Below are 17,944 nucleotides of genomic sequence, written 5' to 3'. Positions count from 1 at the left end.
TTGTGTTATATATTTTGAAAATACTCAATTAGTATTAGTAAAATTCATTTTAAATTCAATTTACTGTACTTGTAGCTTTTTAGAATTCTCCTTTTGTTTAAATAAATTAAATTTTATTTTATCAAATATAGTAGATCCTATAAATCCACACGTTACTCCTCCTAATATACCTATTAATACAGCAAATAAAACATTTTTAGGCTCATTAAATGCAAACGGTACTAAAAGTCCTGGTATTGGTGCAGCTGTTCCTGGTGCATTATTTATTATATTAAAATATGCTGCTGCAATACCTGCTATCCCTCCAGCAAAAAAATTTGAACAATATATTGGTACTGGATTTGTAGTTACAATATCTGCTTGAGTTAGAGGTTCAAGTATAACACCAATAACATTTGTTAAATTGCCCAATTTAAGTTTTTTAATTACCATTCCATCTGAAAACGCTCCTCCTATACAAGCTATAGAAGCTATTCCCATAGCAAGACCTTTGAGCCCAAGCATTGCTGTTAATGCCATAGCACTCAATGGAGAAGTACATATAATTTTCATGATTCCTCCCAAACAAAATCCCATTATATATGGAGATTGTTCTGCTGTTATTGAAATTACATTGCCTATATTAAGAAGCGTTAAATTAACAATAGGATCCACACCTAATGCTATTATTCTAGCTAATGGTGCAAGTATTATGGCACCTAATATTATATCTAAACCTTCTGGTAACTTTTTTTCCAATATTGGTCCTATCAAACCAATAATATATCCTGCTATGAATCCTGGTATTATACCATATCCTCCTACGGCTACTCCTGCAATAACTGCATATGCTGGTTTAATACCCATATTAATAGAAACCAATATTACTGCAGCTACTCCTCCCATATCTCCAGATATGCTTCCTACTTCTTGTAAAAACTTAATATTCAAAAAACTCCCACTTATATATCTGTGTACAGCTTCAACTAAAAAAGTTGCAACAGCAGCATTTGCCAATCCATTCATTGCCTTCTGCCCTTTTGGAGCCTTCAAACTAAATAAAGAAAATAATGACAAAACAAAAACTAACAAACCTATTCCTTTTAAAATTTGCATTTATATCATCCTTCCTTACATATTTAGTCTTTCTATGCTAAAGGACAAGAATACGAAAGACAGGGAACAACTAGCATAGAAAAACCTACACTAATCATTCCCTGTCCTTTTATCTGAAAGTTTCCTTAAATTAATTTCAATTACAATCTAAGTTGCTTCGTTGATGGCTCACTTAAGAGCTCTCTCCAGAGTTGTGTCAGATTATTGTATAGAACCTGAAAGCTTCAAAATAAGCTCTTAGCAAAACTTATTCCTTTCTTCTACGGTTATCTATAATATTTATAGATATCTCCAACAATCTTCATCCACCATTATTCACTTTTCAACATCATTTTAAGTCTTATTTATATCAATGTCAATATTATTTTTAATATTTTATTTATTGTTTTTTTTAATAATACATTTAGTATCTATTTAGCATTTTAAATATTTATCAAACCATTCTGTTATCTCTTTTAATCTCCTAATTCTATGCTTAGGTTTTCCACCTCTACTCAATTCATGATTTTCTCCTTTAAACATGCATAGCCTAGCATCTATATTATGATACTTCAATGCGGTAAACATTTGTATTCCTTGTTCAAGAGGACATCTATAATCTTCTTGTGAATGAATAAATAATGTAGGTGTACTTACTTTATCAGCATATTTTAACGGAGAATGTTCCCATAATATTTCTGGATTATCCCATGGAGTAGCTCCATTATTTTGATCATTTGCAAAATAATATCCTATATCAGCAACACCAAATTCTGTAAACCAATTAGATATACTTCTTTGTGAAACAGCTGCTTTAAATCTATTTGTATGCCCAATAATCCAGTTTGTCATAAAGCCACCATAAGATCCTCCGGTTACCCCTATTCTCTCTTTGTCTATAAATTTAAATCTTTCTAATACATAATCAGTGAATTTCATGATATCTTCATAATCTATATTTCCATATTTTCCTCTTATATCTGCAAATTCACTACCTTTTCCATTGCTTCCTCTAGGGTTACAAAAGAATACTACATAACCTTTACCAGCCCAATACTGCATTTCATGAAAAAACACCTCTCCATACACAGTCTTAGGACCACCATGTATATCTAAAATAGCTGGATATTTTTCATTTTCATTAAAATTAATAGGTTTCATTATCCATCCATCTATTTTAACATCTGTATCAGTTTCTACAGCTACTCTCTCAATAGATGCTATATCTCTATCTTTCTGTACCCATTCATTAAAGCCTGTTATTTGCTTTTCTTTTTTGTCATGTTCAAGTTTATATATCTCTTGAAGTTTTGAACCTCTTAAACCTATAAACAAAATCTCATCATCACTTACATCATATGAATCTACAGAACCTTTTGATATTATTATTTTTTGTATATTTCCATTTTTATCTATTCTATTTAGATATGAACTTTCTACTTCTGTTGTTATGAAATAAACATACTCCCCATATTTTTTTATACTTGTTGACCCTCCATACCTACAATCAGAACATACTGAATTCCAAATACTTATATCAAAATCTGGAGTTATACATTTTTGTTTCTTACTTTCTATATCTATAATATAAAACTTCTGATTTTCATTAAGTCCATACTTTTTCATATTACTGCATGTACAAATAATTTTATTTTCATCAATAAAATCAGCATAAGAATAAGAAAATTCTTTATTTGTAGTAATATTGTTTATTGTTTTACTGTTAATATCCATAATAAAAACAGAATCTTGTATTTTCATCTTTGACTTAAATTCTTGCGCAATAAATACAATCTGAGTTTTATCTTCATTGAGAGTAAAATAATTTATATCCATATATTCTCCAGTTAATGCTTCTAATTCATTTTTATCTTTATGGTATAAATATAGCCTATTCCTATTTTTATTAGTATACCCTTGTCCATTTGTACAAAATGGAATTTCATCTATAACTTCATAGTCTTTGTCTTCCTTAATTTTTTTTAATTTTTCCTCTTTCTCCTCATCACTTAATATAAATAGTTCTCCCTTATTTATATTATAATTAGCACATATCAAAAAAGTATTTTGGTCAAGTTCTTTAATATTTTTTACTTTCATTGGAATTTCAAAATACTTTTTAGCTTCTCCACCATTTATATTAATCTTATAAAACGATGTAAAATCTTCCCCAGTTTCTTGTCTTTTCTTTTCCTTTTCACTTCTTATAGTTGGAAAAAGAATATTTTCACTATCATTTAACCAAATAAAACTATTTTCTTTACCAAGTGTAGTTAACTGAAAATATTTATTTTCTTTAACGTCATAAATCCATAAATTTGAAATGTACTTATTTTCATCCTTATCTGCTTCTGCTACAACGAAACAAGCATTATTTTTATTTGGCGAATACTTTACTCCTGATAAAAACTTAAACTTAGTAATATCATCAATTTTTATTTTTTCCATTACGATCCCCCATTTACTCAATTTTCTAAATATTATAATTAATATTATACCTCTCTCATCAATATATTTAAACAAACTATTTTTAAATATAAAACCTACAGAATCACTATATAGTAATTCTGTAGGTTTTATATTCTATATTTTTCCTTTAAATTCTTTATTATTATCTATCTTAATATCAAATTGATAATTATCATATCCATTAATTCGATAGTCATTAATCTCATTAAGAACAAGCTTTGAATTCCAAAAAATAAACAATGAATACTTATCCTTATTATACGGATTTTTAACCAAAAAATTTCCGTGAATATTAGAACTATTAATGCTTGTACCATTTATATTTATAAATTTATTACCCAACACTATAGGTAATTCTTCATTTAATGAATTGTAAACTTTATTATTTAAATAATTACCCATTATTATTACATTGTTATTTTTTAATTCTGAATTGGATATTTCTTTATCTGTTTTTACAATTATATTATTCTTTACTTCAAATTCTTGCTCACACATAAATCTAAAATTTTTTATAAGTTGATCTACCACAGTACTTTCTTCTTTTGACAATGTACTTGGTTTCACTATATATATTTTTTCTCCTAAAATAGCTTTAGCAAAAATAGATGCTGTAGATAACTCATCTTCTTTAGCATTTTTTAAAATATATGCTTTTGACATCTCTATATTGATTTTATTTCTTTCTTCATCTGATATTAATATATTTTTGGGATTATATTCCTTATTAGTTATATCATTATAAATTATATTTCTTATATCTTTTCCTGCTGTGCTTTCTACAACATCTAACATTCCTTTTATAGTTGAATTTTTAAATTTGTATTTATTAAAATAAGTTTGGAAAAACTTAATAAACTTTTCTTCTCCTATTCTCTGTCTTAAATCCTCTAGAGCAAGTGGTCCTCTACCATATATATTAAATGAATATTCCTGCCAATTTTTAAACTTATCTACGCTTGTATTTAATGGATATTTTTTTAATCTATTATAAGGTTCTGTTCTAAATTTTATTAGTGTTCCACTTTGACAATATTTTCCGTATTTTTTTTCAAAATAATATGCTGTTGAATATACAGTAAAAGATTCATCAAGAAAAGATTCTTTAAACTCATTATTTCCAACTACAGAAAACCACCATTGATGACATGTTTCATGAACAACAGCTTCAATTTCAAAAGGTATTCTTTCTGCTATATTATACTCCAAATTCTTAGTGTCAAAGTTATATTGTCCCATTTGTATTAATTGAGGATACTCCATAGCTCCTCCTGCTAAATTAGTTTCGACTACATCATATTCTTTAAATGGATACTTACCAAATTTTTCACTAAAAAAGCTTAAAGCATCACTTGCCTTATCTAATATAATATTAGCTCTTTTCTTGCATGTTTCTTTATCTGTATTATTTGTATCAAAATAAAAACTATTAACCTTTATTCCATCTACATTTTTGGAAATAACTTTGAATTTAGGACTCATTATAAATACAAAATCTCTAACATTTTGTGCTTTTATATTCAATACTTTATCATTACTTATTATGCTACTTTTTTGCTCTATTCCAGTAGAAGCTACCTTCATATCTTTAGGCACATTTAATGTAACATCATAATTAGATGACTGAGCATAATTAGACTCTCCAATAGGATTGAATGGATTTTCATCCCACTTGTTAGTCTTCTCATCATATACAGATAAGATAGGATACCAATTTGTAAAAGAATATATGTCATTAACATATCCCATACGATCATATCCTTGTGGAAATTTTAAAGTAGATTCTATCCAAATATTTACTTGTTCACCTTTTTTTAATTCTTTATCTAATTTTATTTTAAGTATCTGATTGTCTTGAGTAAACTCTACTTTCTCGTCATTTAAAAGAACTTTTGTTATATTTATATCTCCTATTTCTTCAGGTTTTAACTTATTTGGTTGATTACCAATTTGCGGTTTAGTAGAAGCCTTACCATATGCATCTGGATATAAATGAAAAACAATATTTTTCAAATCACAACCATAAGTATTTTTAAATACTACTTTTTCACTAGCAGTAAGCACTTTTTGTTTTTCATTAAAAGTTGCATTAATTATATAATCATTCCTACCTTCTTGTGCAAATATTGTTGGTGTTTTAATAAATATACATACTAAAGTAATTGATACAATACATATAATTTTTTTTAAGGTTTTATTTTTAATAATTTTATTGCTCATTTGAGCAATGCCCCCTTTCATTTATAAATATTTTATTACAAAATGATTGTATATATTCAGTATACTTTTTATATACATTTTTTTCAATATATGTAAAGCATGCTGCTTGTTTATTTTTTTCTTTTATCTGCTATAATTAAAAGGGTGTAAATATACTATAACTCACCTTGCACATGACAAAAATAAACTACAGAGGAGGAATTACATTGGAAAATAAAGATTGGGAACAAACTCAATTTGATAGAATTTTTGATGAAGTATATAATAACTTGAAAGAACAAAGAAAAGTATCTACAAGTTATACAATACAAGATTTAGAAAGATTCTTGAACAATTTATATGTTAATGATGGTAATAATTGGGAAGGAAGAGGAAATGTTACATCAATCACAAACAATGCTACTATAGCTGCTTGTGAAACATTTTTAGCTGAATGGAGAGAAGAAGAAGAAAAAAATAAATAAAAATAAAAGCATATATAGATAAGAAAATATCTCATGCTATATATGCTTTCATTATATGTGTTACCGCTTACACATTAACCACACTTTCAGTTGTCTTGTCTTTCATTTGAATCAATGCTACTGAAAATAAAATCAATGCCATACCTAGTATTTGCCAAATTTCTAGCGTTTCCCTAAAAATCAAGAATCCCATTATAGAAGCTACTACTGGCTCAATACTACATACAATGCTTGCTTTACTAGACTCAACGTATTGTAATGCTTTTACAAATGATCCATTAGGTATAACTGTAGCGAAAAACCCGATAGCTATTATATAAAACCATGCTGTAGCACTTGTTGCATTCTGTATTAATTCTACTGGTGATCTAAATAACCATAAGAATACAGCTGCAAATAAGAATGAATATACTAAATGAGTTTTGTAATGATACTTGTTAGCTCCTATTTTTCCTAAAACATTTTGAAGATCTACAGTAAATCCAGAAATAACTCCAAAAATTATGCCCCAAAAACTTAGTTTAAACGCTTCCACATTGTAAGCTCTCACTACAAGTAAACATCCAGCAATAGACAGTACTAATGCCATTATTTTTTTCTTAGTAAACTTTTCGTGAAATAAAAAACGAGACATAATCATTACAAAAATAGGATTAGTAAACAATAATACAGATGCTGTTGCAATACTAGAATACTTAACAGCATAGGTAAATGAAATAAACATTCCATCTAATGTTACTATTCCATATAACATAAAGAACAATAACCCTTTTACACTTGTCTTAAGGTATTTAGGTTCTTTAATTAAAGTATAAAGTAAATAAAAAGCTACTGCTACAGTAGGTCTAAGAGCTGCTACAGAAAATTCATCAAAACCTAAAAGATCCAACTTTTTAGTTAGCACTCCCATTAGTCCCCAGCAAGTTCCACACAACGCAACTAATAGATATCCTTCCGTAACCTTTTTTGAATCTTCCATTTAAACATCTCCTTTTTTACAATCCACTATAGTGTATCATAAAATATCCAAAGTTACAATACCGTTTACATATATCAAATATTTGTTGTTTAACTCAAATTTTATATTATTTCGTAACATTTTCTTCACATTTTTTTAAAAAACCTTCTATAACCATTTTCTCTTCCTCAAATTTCCCCTCTGACATTTTACCTCTACCAACCCTGTCACATAATGATAATAAAGCTACTTCATTAAAATTTGTTTCCTTACACATTGTACTTATATCAGCAAAAGGTAATTGCTTTACAACAAAAAGTGTTTGCATATGCCATCTTACTAATTTAGATACCTTATAAATAAATACTTCATCCTGTGTTAGTTCTCTTAAAAACTGAATTGATAATTTTTCTCCTACTTTATCATGATCATAAGACGTTATCCTACCTCTTCTAATTTTAGTAGTTGGTGCTTTACCTATATCATGTAAAAGAGCAGCCCACATAAATTCTTTGGGTTCTTCACTTTTTGTTTTTACTTCTGCAGCTTTATCAACTACTAACATTGTATGATTCCATACACTACCTTCTGGATGATACTTTGCTGATTGTTCAGTTTCCGCTAACTTTCCTAATAGTGTAAAAGGATATATATTTTTAAATAATCCTGTTTCATATTTTTCATTAAAATATGTTGATGGTTTTTTATCTTTCATTAAATGATTATCAAATTCTTTAAATAATTCTTTTTTTTCATCCATGTTGTTTCATTTTCTCCTTATTTTTTATTTTAACTCTACTCAATTTTCGCAGTAAAAAAATACTTCTTAGCGAAGAGAAATGATATATTGCGTAAGAAACATTTGAACAAAGTTTACAAGTTCTAAGCAAGATATCATTTCCCATAGCGGCTGTTTTCACCTGCGAAAATTGAAAACTTTAATATACACAATTTTTGTCTCAAACTAAGTTCATAATAATATTATGTCATGTTTTTTTCGATTTATTATCATTTTACTCAACTTTAGCAGTAAGAAAATGCTGTATGTATAACGAAGGGACATGATATCCTGCATAAAAAACATTTGAATAAATAATTAGTAATTCACTAAAACACCTAAGAAGAATTTTGAATTATAAAATTGTAATTGAAACATCAATCTTTTTATGATACAATATTTAAAAATATTACACAGGAGAAGATAACATGAAGTTTTCTATGAAAAATACTACAGTTAAAATAGAATACTATTATTACTATTATAGATAACGGGGTTTGTTCTGATGAAAAATACAGATACGAACCCTATATGTGTTAACTATTACGGGGTTCGTATCTATGATGGTATAAATGTTTATATTAGGCCACATAGATAGATATATCTATGTGGCCTTTTTAATTTGGTATACTTAGAACTTCATATTATTAAATAAAATTATAGGGGGCATTAATGTGAATGAAAGAGAAACTTTTTCAAGCAAATTAGGTTTTGTACTATCCTGTATTGGTTCAGCAATTGGTTTAGGTAATATTTGGATGTTTCCTTGGCGATTAGGTACATATGGTGGAGCTGCTTTTTTAATTCCATATCTTATATTTGTATTTATTTTAGGTTCTACTGGACTAATGGAAGAATTTGCTTTAGGTAGATCAAGAAAAAAAGGTTCTTTTGGAGCAATAAAAGATATTCTTGCAGAAAAAAAACTACCATTTTCATCAATAACAGCATCAATTCCTACCTTAGGAGTTACAGGAATATTTTTATTTTATCCAATAGTAATTGGTTGGGTTTTAAAATACTTCCTCTTATCGGTAAAAGGAGATTTTTCAAATATAAATATTTCTTCTTACTTTAATAATTTTGCTGGAACACAATCTAGCATATTGTGGCATGGTTTAGCAATATCAATTACCTTAGTAATATTATTACTCGGTGTAATTAATGGAATTGAAAAATTAAACAAATTTGCTATGCCCACGCTCTTTATATTATTTATTATTTTAATGATAAGATCATTAACTTTACCAGGTGCTATGAATGGAGTTAAATACTTATTGGTACCAAATTGGTCATATTTACTTCAACCGAAAACTTGGATTATGGCATTAGGTCAGGCATTTTTCACTGTATCACTAAACGGAGCAGGTATGGTGGTATATGGAAGTTATTTATCTGATAATGAAGATATACCATCCTCTGCTGTAAATACTGTAATTTTTGATACTGTAGCAGCTTTACTAGCAGCATTTATAATTATTCCAGCTGCCTTTGCTTTTGGATTAAATCCATCAGCTGGTCCGTCTTTATTATTTATTACTATACCATCTATATTCAAAGCAATGCCTGGTGGTTATATATTTGGAGTTTTATTTTTCTTCAGTATAATTTTAGCTTCTATTTCTTCTGCAATAAATATGTTAGAAGCTCCTGTTGAAGCTATTATGGGTAAATTTAAAATCAAAAGAATTTTAAGCGTTTTAATTGTAACTTCAGTATGTTTTATAATTTCTATTCCTTTAGATTTAAGTATGAAAACATTTGGCACAGTAGCAGATTTCATTACTATATACATAACTCCAATAGGTGCAGTATTATCTGCTATTTCATTTTTCTGGATATATGGAATAGATAATGCTTTAAAACAAATAAATATAGGTGCTAAAAAACCTTTAGGAAAGTACTTTAAATTTTTTGCTAAATATGTATTCACTACAATCGCTATTCTTATAGTTATTTTTGGAATCGTATATGGAGGTATAGGCTAAATATAAAAGTTCAAAGGTTAAAGGACAAAATTTAAATGAAAATAATTTTGTTCTTTAATTTTTGGGCTTTTTACTTTGCATAATAATAAAAGTAATATATAATTATTGTAAAAAATCACCAAGAAAAGAGGTTGTTTTTATGGGGAATAAAATCATCTGCGGTAAGTCATTAGAGGAATGGATATGTCATAATCCTTTATTAAAAAAAATAATCAACACGGAAACCACACTTTGGTCAAATCCTAAATATGATAAATTTGAAAATGCTATTAATAGTATATCATTATCAATGGAAGATGTAGTAGATTGTGAGCAACGTTTAAAACGTTTTGCACCATTTATTGTAAAACATTTTCCTGAAACAAAAAAACTTAATGGAATTATAGAATCTCCCTTAATTAAAATTCCATCAATGCAAAAATATATATCAGAATTATATAATACAAATTTACCTGGACATATGCTTTTAAAATGTGATAATCTTCTTTCAATTGCTGGTTCTATAAAAGCTAGAGGTGGAATTTATGAAGTATTAAAACATACTGAAGATTTAGCATTAAAAAATAATTTGATAACTTTAGATGATGATTACTCAAAGTTAGCACATAAGAAATATATTGATTTTTTTAATAAATATACTATTCAAGTAGGTTCTACTGGTAATCTAGGTTTAAGTATAGGCATAATGAGTGCCAAAATAGGATTTAACGTTATTGTCCATATGTCTAAAGATGCAAAACAATGGAAAAAAGATTTACTAAGAAGTAAAGGTGTTACAGTTATTGAATATAAATCAGATTATAATAAAGCAGTGAAAAAAGGTAGAGCATTATCTAACAATGACCCAACTAGTTATTTTATAGATGACGAAAATTCAATAAATTTATTTTTAGGGTACAGCGCTGCAGCTATTCGATTAAAAAAACAATTAGACGAAATGAATATTGTTATTGATGAAAATCATCCTCTTTTTGTATATCTTCCATGTGGAGTTGGTGGAGGACCTGGTGGTGTTGCCTTTGGTCTAAAATTACTCTTTAAAGATAATGTTCACTGTTTTTTTGCTGAACCAACACATTCTCCATGCATGCTTTTAGGAATGTTAACTGAACAGCATAATAAAATTTGTGTACAAGATTTTGGAATAGACAATATAACTGAAGCGGATGGTCTAGCTGTTGGAAGACCTTCTGGTTTTGTAGGAAAAACTTTTAAAAACTTATTAAGTGGAATTTACACAATACAGGATGATGAATTGTATGTTTTATTAAGCTCTTTAATAGATACAGAAAAAATTAGATTAGAGCCATCTGCTTGTGCAGGAATCGTTGGTCCATGGGAAATCTTCAAAAACAAAACTGGTTTAAGCTACTTAGAATCTCATAATCTTATAGACAAAATGAATAACGCTATTCATATAAGTTGGGCAACTGGTGGTCAATTAGTTCCAGAAGAAATCATGAATGAATACTATAACATAGGTAAAAACTTCAGTAAACTATCTTAAAGATGAACAACTGAGTTTTACTCAAAAATTCTATAAATTTTATATTCAACTTTCGCAGTAAAAAAATACTACCTAGCGAAGGAAAATAATATATTGCGTAAGAAACATTTGAACAAAGTTTACAAGTTCTAAGCAAGATATCATTTCCTGCAGCAGCTATTTTTCATCTGCGAAAGTTCAATTTTATATCATGTTCAAAGCTTGATCTAAATCTGCTATTATATCATCAGCATTTTCAAGACCCACAGCTATTCTAACCAAACCATCACTAATCCCTGCGGCTTCTCTCTCTTCTTTTGAATATGGTGAATGAGTCATAGATGCTGGATGTTGTATAAGAGTTTCTGCATCTCCTAAACTTACTGCTAGTGCACACAATTTCACATTATTCATAATTTTTATACCTGCATCCATTCCTCCTTTTATCTCAAAAGCTATTATAGCTCCTGGTAATTTCATTTGTTTCTTAACTAATTCATATTGTGGGAAACTTTTAAGTCCTGGATAATATACCTTTTCTATAGCTGGATGTTTTTCTAAAAATTCTGCTACCTTCATAGCATTACTACAATGTTGTTCCATTCTGATCTGTAACGTTTTCATTCCCCTTCCAATTAAAAATGCATCAAATGGGCTTAAACTTGCCCCTGTCATATCTTTTACACCAAATAATCTAACATTATTTATAAAGTCCTTCTTACCTGCTACAAACCCTGCAATAACATCTCCATGACCATTCAAAAACTTTGTTGCAGAATGTATTACAACATCAGCCCCTAAAGTTAACGGTTTTTGTAAATATGGTGTACAAAATGTATTATCAACTACAACTAAACAATTTTTATTTTCATGAGCTATTTTAGATATTTCTTCTATGTTTGCTAGTGTAAGCGTTGGATTTGCAGGAGTCTCTAAATATACAACTCTAGTATTATCTCTCATAGCTTTTTTAACATTTTCAGGATCTGAAACATCTACAAAAGTTACGTCTACATTAAATCTTGTTATTCCATGACTTAAAAATGCATAAGTACATCCATAAAGAGTTTTTGATGCAATTATATGATCTCCACCTTTTATAGCTGTCCACATTGTAGACGCCACAGCACCTATACCAGACGCAGTAGATACTGCTGCTTCTGCTCCTTCTAAAAGAGCAACTTTTTCTTCTACAGATACATTGGTTGGATTTCCTAGTCTAGTATATATGTATCCATCTTCCTCACCTTTAAATCTATTTCCTCCTTGTTCTGCTGAATCAAATACAAATGTTGATGTTTGATATATAGGTGTAGCTAATGCTCCTACTGAGTTTTTAGCATGTCCACCATGAATAGCTTTTGTTGCAAACCCTTTTTTCTTTAACCCTTCATTCATCATATTCATATCCCCCTAATAAAATTTTAAATTTTACCCCTAAAAATATATTAACATTTATTTTATTATTTGTTAATATTTTCTTGTTAATCTTTTAGTAAAAGTACATAATAATATATGTTTTTTTACATATACCACCATGTACTTTTATTTATTGCTATATATCTCTACTTTTACTATTTTGTTTAAATAACTGTGAATTCATCTTTAAAAATTTAGTTATAAGGTTTTTAAATATTCCTTCTTCTCTATTTTTTTCATACAAATACCCAGAAAAAGCTGCAACTATTGCACCTATAGAGTCAACAATAAGGTCCCACATAGTATCTACTAAACCTGATTTTTGCATATTTAATCCAAATATATTATCCATAGAAAACTCAAATATCTCCCACAAAGCACCAACACTAACTGCAAAAGTAAATGCAAATAATGCCATGAAAAAAGGACTTAAATACACATTAACTTTTTCTTCCTTATTTAAAATATATACTAAAAGGAATCCTAAAAATCCTAATATAAGTCCTGATAAAGTATGCAGCATCAAATCCCACCACCAAAACTTTAAATAATAATTTTTCATTTCTCCTAAATATTGAGATGCAAAAATAAATAGCAATATAATTATTTGAAAACTAGGTGGTAATTTTATATGATTCTTTTTAGCTATAATAAATGGTAAGAAAGTAAGACATAATGTTAATAATGCGGTGAAAAAATTTAAATAGTTATGCGTTACTATACTTATTATCATAGATATAACAAGTAATGTTCTAATAGTATTAGCTAACACAACTTCTGCTTTACGTTTTTTACTACCTTTTAATTTCACTATTTTTCCTCCTTAATGTTTTCTTTAGTAAATCATTATGTAAAAAACAAAATATATATTAAATAAATTTGTTTAAAGTTTTGTTTTATCATAATAAATAATAATAATTGATAATATTAATTATTCGTTTATAATGTTATTAAACCTTAAACTTTTAAACTCAAAATTTAAATTTTATTAAAAATTTATTAACAAACTTATCCCAATAATAATAGTTAAAGATATTTTTCTTATAAAAAAGCTTAAAATATAATATTTTATGTGAGGAGATAACTAAATGAAAAATACTTTCAGAATAAAAATATCTAAAGATTGTAAACAAAAGTTTCTACAACTACTAGAAAACAATAATGAATATAGTTGTATAAGATTTGACTTCACGCCTGGATGTTCCAATAAAAATACTGTTGAAATATATTTAGATGAGTTTAAAAATGGATATGTAATTGAAAATATTGATGGTTTATTTGTTATGTACAATGAAAAAATAAGTGAGTATATAAAAACAATAGAAGTAATTTATGATAACTCTACTTTTATGGTTAAAGCTGAACCTATAAAATCTATGCAAAAGTCTTCATGTAATAAAAATCATTGTGGAAAATGCTGTGGTCATAAAAATTGTTCTAAGTGTAGTAAAAACTAAACTATTATAACAAGAGATTAGAGAAATTTTTTAATTCTCTAATCTCTTATAATCTATATAAAAAATTTTAATACGAATAATGCTCCTACTATATAAGCTGGTATTGTAACTTCTTTTCCTCTTTTAGTTAATACTTTTAAGAATATATAAGATACCATTCCAAAAGCAATACCATCAGAAATACTATAAGCTAAAGGCATCATAATTATTGTAAAAAATGCTGGTATAGCTTCTGTATAATCAATTAAATCTATTTCTTTGATTGGTTCCATCATAAATAATCCAACTAATACTAAAGCTGGTGAAGTTGCTGGTGAAGGTATCATTATAAATAATGGTGATAAAAATAATGCTATGAAAAACATTCCTGCTGTTGATACTGCTGTAAGTCCTGTTCTTCCTCCTTCTGCAACTCCTGACGCACTTTCAACAAAAGTACTTACAGTACTAGTTCCTAAACATGCTCCTAAAGTAGTTCCTATAGAATCTGCAAATAGCGCTTTTTTAATTCTAGGTACATTTCCATTTTCATCAAGCATATTAGCTTTAGTAGCAACCCCTACAAGAGTTCCAACTGTATCAAACATATCCATAAATAGTAATGTAAATAATGCTATAAACATATTTACTGTAAATACATTATGCCATTCAAACTTAAAAAATATTGGACTTAAAGATGGTGGTGCACTTATGAATTTATCTGGTATTTGTGTTATTCCCATAGGGATACCTATTATAGTAGTAATAACTATTCCTATAAGTAATGACCCTCTTACTTTTTTAGCAAGCAATACACCTGTTATTATTATACCTATAATTGCAAGCAATGCTGGTCCACTTGTAACATTTCCTAATGCTAAAATAGTTCCATTTTTAGGATGTAGAACAATGTGTGCATTTTCTAGTCCTATGAATGCTATAAAAAGTCCAATTCCAACAGATATAGCCTTTTTTATGTTTGTTGGTATTGAATTTACAATAGCTTCACGTGCATTAACCATTGTTAGTACTATAAAAATTATTCCTTCTAAAAACACTGCTGTCAATGCAAATTGCCAGCTATATCCCATTTGTTTAACTATTGTATACGCAAAGAATGCATTAAGTCCCATACCTGGTGCTTGTGCAAATGGTAATTTTGCATATAAGCCCATTATAAGTGTTGCAATAATTGCTGATACTGCAGTTGCTGTAAATACCGAACCAAAATTCATACCTGCATCTGACAATATACTTGGATTTACTACTAATATATATGCCATTGTCATAAAAGTAGTAATTCCTGCTACTATTTCATTCTTTATATTAGTCCCATTTTCTTTTAACTTAAAATATGATTCCATATTCTGTCTCCTTTATACTCATTTTCTTTAGCACTTGTACATATTAGCAAATCTGAAATTCAAAGTCAACAGAATTTCCGAACGTTCTTTCCATTTCTTTATATCATAGTTTATTTTTTGTCTGTTTTCATCGGAAAATATTAATACTAAATCATAATCGTTCGTATTTATTCGTTTTTAGCATAACAAAAATAAAACATTCTAATCAAAAATACTGATAGAATGTTTGTCTATAAATTTATTTATATATCTTCAACTTTTGCAATTAAAAATATCATTTCCCGCAGCAGCTATTTTTCATCTGCGGAAGTGAATTGTATATTTTTAAACTCTATATTATCATCATAGTCACTTTCTCTATTGTAATTATTCCTCCAAATAATAATATTCCAGCAGATATATAAATTAAATTTTTATACTTTATGAATTTTGCCTTTTCATAATTACTTAATACTCTCATAACTATACCTCCTGTTATAAATAATTTATTCTATATATATAATACAACTTGAATCTTACATTCTTCTTATTAAATTCTTAACATTATCTTAATTTTCATTAAATATAGCATTTTTATATATGGAATATAACATTTTTATACTTATATAGAAATGTTGACATTATAAGTAAAAAACACTACCATGTTATGTGTAAGGTTGTTAACATAAATCAACTTTCACAGGTAAAAAACAGGCGCTACGTGAAATGATATCTTGCTTAGAAACCTTTTACTTTAAAGATAATTAATAGTTAATAATTAACTCAACTTTCGCAGATAAAAAATAAGGCGAAAGCCTGTAAAATAAACGCATAAAGCAAAGAAACATTCCTTTTGGTATAATAGAATTGCTAAAAACATCACACCAAAGAAAGGAATGTTTCTTATGAACACTATTATACCAAATGATAACAAAGATAAACAACTGAATTTTACTATAAATAGATTTTTTAAAGATAACAAAATTGGATCTATTCTTAGAAAATGTAATTTTTCAAAGCAAAAAGGTTTTTCTTGTATTACAGTATTTAAATATATATTTACTCTTATTTTCACAGGTAAAAATCTTTTTCGTACTTTTGAGAGTAAAAAGAATATCAACTTTTCAAAAGATGTCATCTATAGGTTCCTTAATTCTCCTAATTTTAATTGGAGAAAATTTTTACTCATACTTTCTTCATCAATTATCAGAAATGTAATCATTCCGCTTACATCTAAAGATAGAGTAAATGTCTTAATAGTAGATGATTCTTTGTATAGTAGAAATAGAAGTAAATCTGTTGAACTCCTTGCAAATGTTCATGATCACGTTACAAGAAAATTTGTCAAAGGCTTTCGCCTTCTTACACTTGGTTGGTCAGACGGTAATACTTTTTTGCCTCTTGGATTTACTCTTCTTTCTTCTGAAAAAGAGAAAAATAGAATTTGCCCTCAAAATGAATCTATTGATAAAAGAACTAATGGTGCTAAACTCCGTAAGGAGGCTATTTTAAAATCACCTTCAGCTATGATGTGTTTACTTAAACAAGCTGCTAAATATAAAATTCCTGCATCATATGTTCTTTTTGATAGCTGGTTTACGTATCCCAAAATTCTTATACAAATTTTACAACTTAAACTTAATACTATTGCTATGGTTAAAGCAATGCCAAGGGTTTACTACAATTACAATGGTAAGCTTTTAAATCTTAAAGGACTTTATGCTAGTTTAAAAAAGAAACGCGGTAGAGCTAAAATTCTTTCTTCTGTAATTGTAGGTATTGGTTCTGATGAAAATGGCAATGAAGTAAAAGCAAAAATTGTATTTGTAAGGGATAGAAATCGAAAAAGAAACTGGCTTGCTTTGATTTCTACTGATATATCTTTAGACGATAATGAAATCATAAGAATTTACGGTAAACGCTGGGATATAGAAGTTTTTTTCAAAATGAATAAATCTTTTTTAAAGCTTGTTAAAGAGTTTCAAGGACGTTCTTATGATTCCATGGTTTCTCATACGTCTATAGTTTTTACTAGATATATCATGCTTGCTTTAGAAAATCGTAAAAATAATGATGTACGAACTATTGGTGGATTTTTTTATCAATGTTGTGATGAACTTCAAGATATCCAATTTTGTGAAGTAATGCGTATCATTATTGATATTTTAAAAAATGTTTTATCTGAAAAACTTCTTCTTTCTAAGGAGCTTATCGACTCAATAATAGACAATTTTATTACTGCTTTGCCTTGTTATATCAAGGAGAAGTTGGTCTTTTTCTCCTGCGAAAGTTGAGTAATTAATAATTAA

At 27.8% G+C, this 17,944-nt stretch carries 14 protein-coding genes and 1 riboswitch; of the genes, 5 read left to right on the top strand and 9 right to left on the bottom strand.

What is annotated here, in order from left to right; translation table 11 throughout:
* Nucleotides 1-60: 60 nt before the first annotated feature.
* The 3 genes from ACFIJ5_RS01240 to ACFIJ5_RS01230 form a co-directional block, all read right to left on the bottom strand.
* A complete protein-coding gene (locus tag ACFIJ5_RS01240) occupies nucleotides 61-1,095 on the bottom strand; it encodes a PTS sugar transporter subunit IIC (protein ID WP_379802889.1) in 1,035 nt (344 codons plus the stop codon).
* Nucleotides 1,096-1,186: 91 nt separating this feature from the next.
* Nucleotides 1,187-1,294, bottom strand: a riboswitch (glycine riboswitch).
* A gap of 215 nt (nucleotides 1,295-1,509) precedes the next feature.
* Nucleotides 1,510-3,522: an alpha/beta hydrolase family protein gene (locus ACFIJ5_RS01235; protein ID WP_379802887.1), complete on the bottom strand. Its 2,013-nt coding sequence runs from the start codon at nucleotides 3,520-3,522 to the stop codon at nucleotides 1,510-1,512.
* A gap of 135 nt (nucleotides 3,523-3,657) precedes the next feature.
* Nucleotides 3,658-5,763 (bottom strand): M1 family metallopeptidase, encoded by a 2,106-nt coding sequence (locus ACFIJ5_RS01230; protein WP_379802884.1) that lies wholly within the window; start codon nucleotides 5,761-5,763, stop codon nucleotides 3,658-3,660.
* 206 nt (nucleotides 5,764-5,969) lie between these two features.
* Here ACFIJ5_RS01230 and ACFIJ5_RS01225 point away from each other — a divergent pair, with 206 nt between their 5' ends.
* Nucleotides 5,970-6,227, top strand: coding sequence for a hypothetical protein (locus ACFIJ5_RS01225; protein WP_379802881.1), 258 nt, complete (start codon nucleotides 5,970-5,972; stop codon nucleotides 6,225-6,227).
* Nucleotides 6,228-6,294: 67 nt separating this feature from the next.
* Here the strand turns inward: ACFIJ5_RS01225 and ACFIJ5_RS01220 are convergent, their stop codons facing one another.
* Nucleotides 6,295-7,206, bottom strand: coding sequence for a DMT family transporter (locus ACFIJ5_RS01220; protein WP_379802878.1), 912 nt, complete (start codon nucleotides 7,204-7,206; stop codon nucleotides 6,295-6,297).
* A 106-nt stretch (nucleotides 7,207-7,312) separates the two neighbouring features.
* Entirely contained in the window at nucleotides 7,313-7,945 is a 633-nt protein-coding gene (locus tag ACFIJ5_RS01215) for an HDIG domain-containing metalloprotein (protein WP_379802875.1), read from the bottom strand.
* A 692-nt stretch (nucleotides 7,946-8,637) separates the two neighbouring features.
* On the opposite strand from ACFIJ5_RS01215, the gene ACFIJ5_RS01210 reads away from it, so the two are divergent.
* Together ACFIJ5_RS01210 and ACFIJ5_RS01205 are read left to right on the top strand one after the other, a co-directional pair.
* Complete coding sequence (locus tag ACFIJ5_RS01210; protein WP_379802872.1) at nucleotides 8,638-9,951, top strand: sodium-dependent transporter; 1,314 nt, start codon at nucleotides 8,638-8,640, stop codon at nucleotides 9,949-9,951.
* Between the two features lie 139 nt (nucleotides 9,952-10,090).
* Complete coding sequence (locus ACFIJ5_RS01205) at nucleotides 10,091-11,458, top strand: D-serine ammonia-lyase (RefSeq protein WP_379802869.1); 1,368 nt, start codon at nucleotides 10,091-10,093, stop codon at nucleotides 11,456-11,458.
* Nucleotides 11,459-11,641: 183 nt separating this feature from the next.
* Here the strand turns inward: ACFIJ5_RS01205 and megL are convergent, their stop codons facing one another.
* Both megL and ACFIJ5_RS01195 read right to left on the bottom strand, forming a co-directional pair.
* Nucleotides 11,642-12,838 (bottom strand): methionine gamma-lyase, encoded by a 1,197-nt coding sequence (gene megL, locus ACFIJ5_RS01200; RefSeq protein WP_379802867.1) that lies wholly within the window; start codon nucleotides 12,836-12,838, stop codon nucleotides 11,642-11,644.
* Nucleotides 12,839-12,992: 154 nt separating this feature from the next.
* On the bottom strand, nucleotides 12,993-13,667 hold the full coding sequence (locus ACFIJ5_RS01195; protein WP_379802864.1) for a hypothetical protein: 675 nt from the start codon (nucleotides 13,665-13,667) through the stop codon (nucleotides 12,993-12,995).
* A gap of 277 nt (nucleotides 13,668-13,944) precedes the next feature.
* On the opposite strand from ACFIJ5_RS01195, the gene ACFIJ5_RS01190 reads away from it, so the two are divergent.
* On the top strand, nucleotides 13,945-14,313 hold the full coding sequence (locus tag ACFIJ5_RS01190; RefSeq protein WP_379802862.1) for a hypothetical protein: 369 nt from the start codon (nucleotides 13,945-13,947) through the stop codon (nucleotides 14,311-14,313).
* A 53-nt stretch (nucleotides 14,314-14,366) separates the two neighbouring features.
* On the opposite strand, the gene ACFIJ5_RS01185 is transcribed toward ACFIJ5_RS01190, so the two are convergent.
* A complete protein-coding gene (locus tag ACFIJ5_RS01185; protein ID WP_379802859.1) occupies nucleotides 14,367-15,656 on the bottom strand; it encodes an NCS2 family permease in 1,290 nt (429 codons plus the stop codon).
* A 331-nt stretch (nucleotides 15,657-15,987) separates the two neighbouring features.
* The gene (locus tag ACFIJ5_RS01180; RefSeq protein WP_379802857.1) at nucleotides 15,988-16,116 is read right to left on the bottom strand and encodes a hypothetical protein; all 129 of its coding nucleotides are present in this window, start codon (nucleotides 16,114-16,116) and stop codon (nucleotides 15,988-15,990) included.
* Nucleotides 16,117-16,540: 424 nt separating this feature from the next.
* Here ACFIJ5_RS01180 and ACFIJ5_RS01175 point away from each other — a divergent pair, with 424 nt between their 5' ends.
* A complete protein-coding gene (locus tag ACFIJ5_RS01175; protein WP_379802854.1) occupies nucleotides 16,541-17,929 on the top strand; it encodes an IS4 family transposase in 1,389 nt (462 codons plus the stop codon).
* The last annotated feature ends 15 nt before the right edge of the window (nucleotides 17,930-17,944 follow it).

It is taken from the genome of Haloimpatiens myeolchijeotgali, from assembly GCF_042688525.2.
Lineage (GTDB): Bacteria > Bacillota > Clostridia > Clostridiales > Clostridiaceae > Haloimpatiens.
Note: the sequence above shows the minus strand (reverse complement) of the source record. Positions and strands in the feature narration are given on the sequence as shown.

Excerpts from the sequence above, each read along its gene's own strand:
- ACFIJ5_RS01185 (WP_379802859.1), bottom strand. The coding sequence starts at position 15,656 with ATGGAATCATATTTTAAGTTAAAAGAAAATGGGACTAATATAAAGAAT.
- ACFIJ5_RS01190 (WP_379802862.1), top strand. The coding sequence starts at position 13,945 with ATGAAAAATACTTTCAGAATAAAAATATCTAAAGATTGTAAACAAAAG.
- ACFIJ5_RS01220 (WP_379802878.1), bottom strand. The coding sequence starts at position 7,206 with ATGGAAGATTCAAAAAAGGTTACGGAAGGATATCTATTAGTTGCGTTG.
- ACFIJ5_RS01240 (WP_379802889.1), bottom strand. The coding sequence starts at position 1,095 with ATGCAAATTTTAAAAGGAATAGGTTTGTTAGTTTTTGTTTTGTCATTA.
- megL (WP_379802867.1), bottom strand. The coding sequence starts at position 12,838 with ATGATGAATGAAGGGTTAAAGAAAAAAGGGTTTGCAACAAAAGCTATT.
- ACFIJ5_RS01215 (WP_379802875.1), bottom strand. The coding sequence starts at position 7,945 with ATGGATGAAAAAAAAGAATTATTTAAAGAATTTGATAATCATTTAATG.
- ACFIJ5_RS01235 (WP_379802887.1), bottom strand. The coding sequence starts at position 3,522 with ATGGAAAAAATAAAAATTGATGATATTACTAAGTTTAAGTTTTTATCA.
- ACFIJ5_RS01230 (WP_379802884.1), bottom strand. The coding sequence starts at position 5,763 with ATGAGCAATAAAATTATTAAAAATAAAACCTTAAAAAAAATTATATGT.
- ACFIJ5_RS01205 (WP_379802869.1), top strand. The coding sequence starts at position 10,091 with ATGGGGAATAAAATCATCTGCGGTAAGTCATTAGAGGAATGGATATGT.
- ACFIJ5_RS01175 (WP_379802854.1), top strand. The coding sequence starts at position 16,541 with ATGAACACTATTATACCAAATGATAACAAAGATAAACAACTGAATTTT.
- ACFIJ5_RS01180 (WP_379802857.1), bottom strand. The coding sequence starts at position 16,116 with ATGAGAGTATTAAGTAATTATGAAAAGGCAAAATTCATAAAGTATAAA.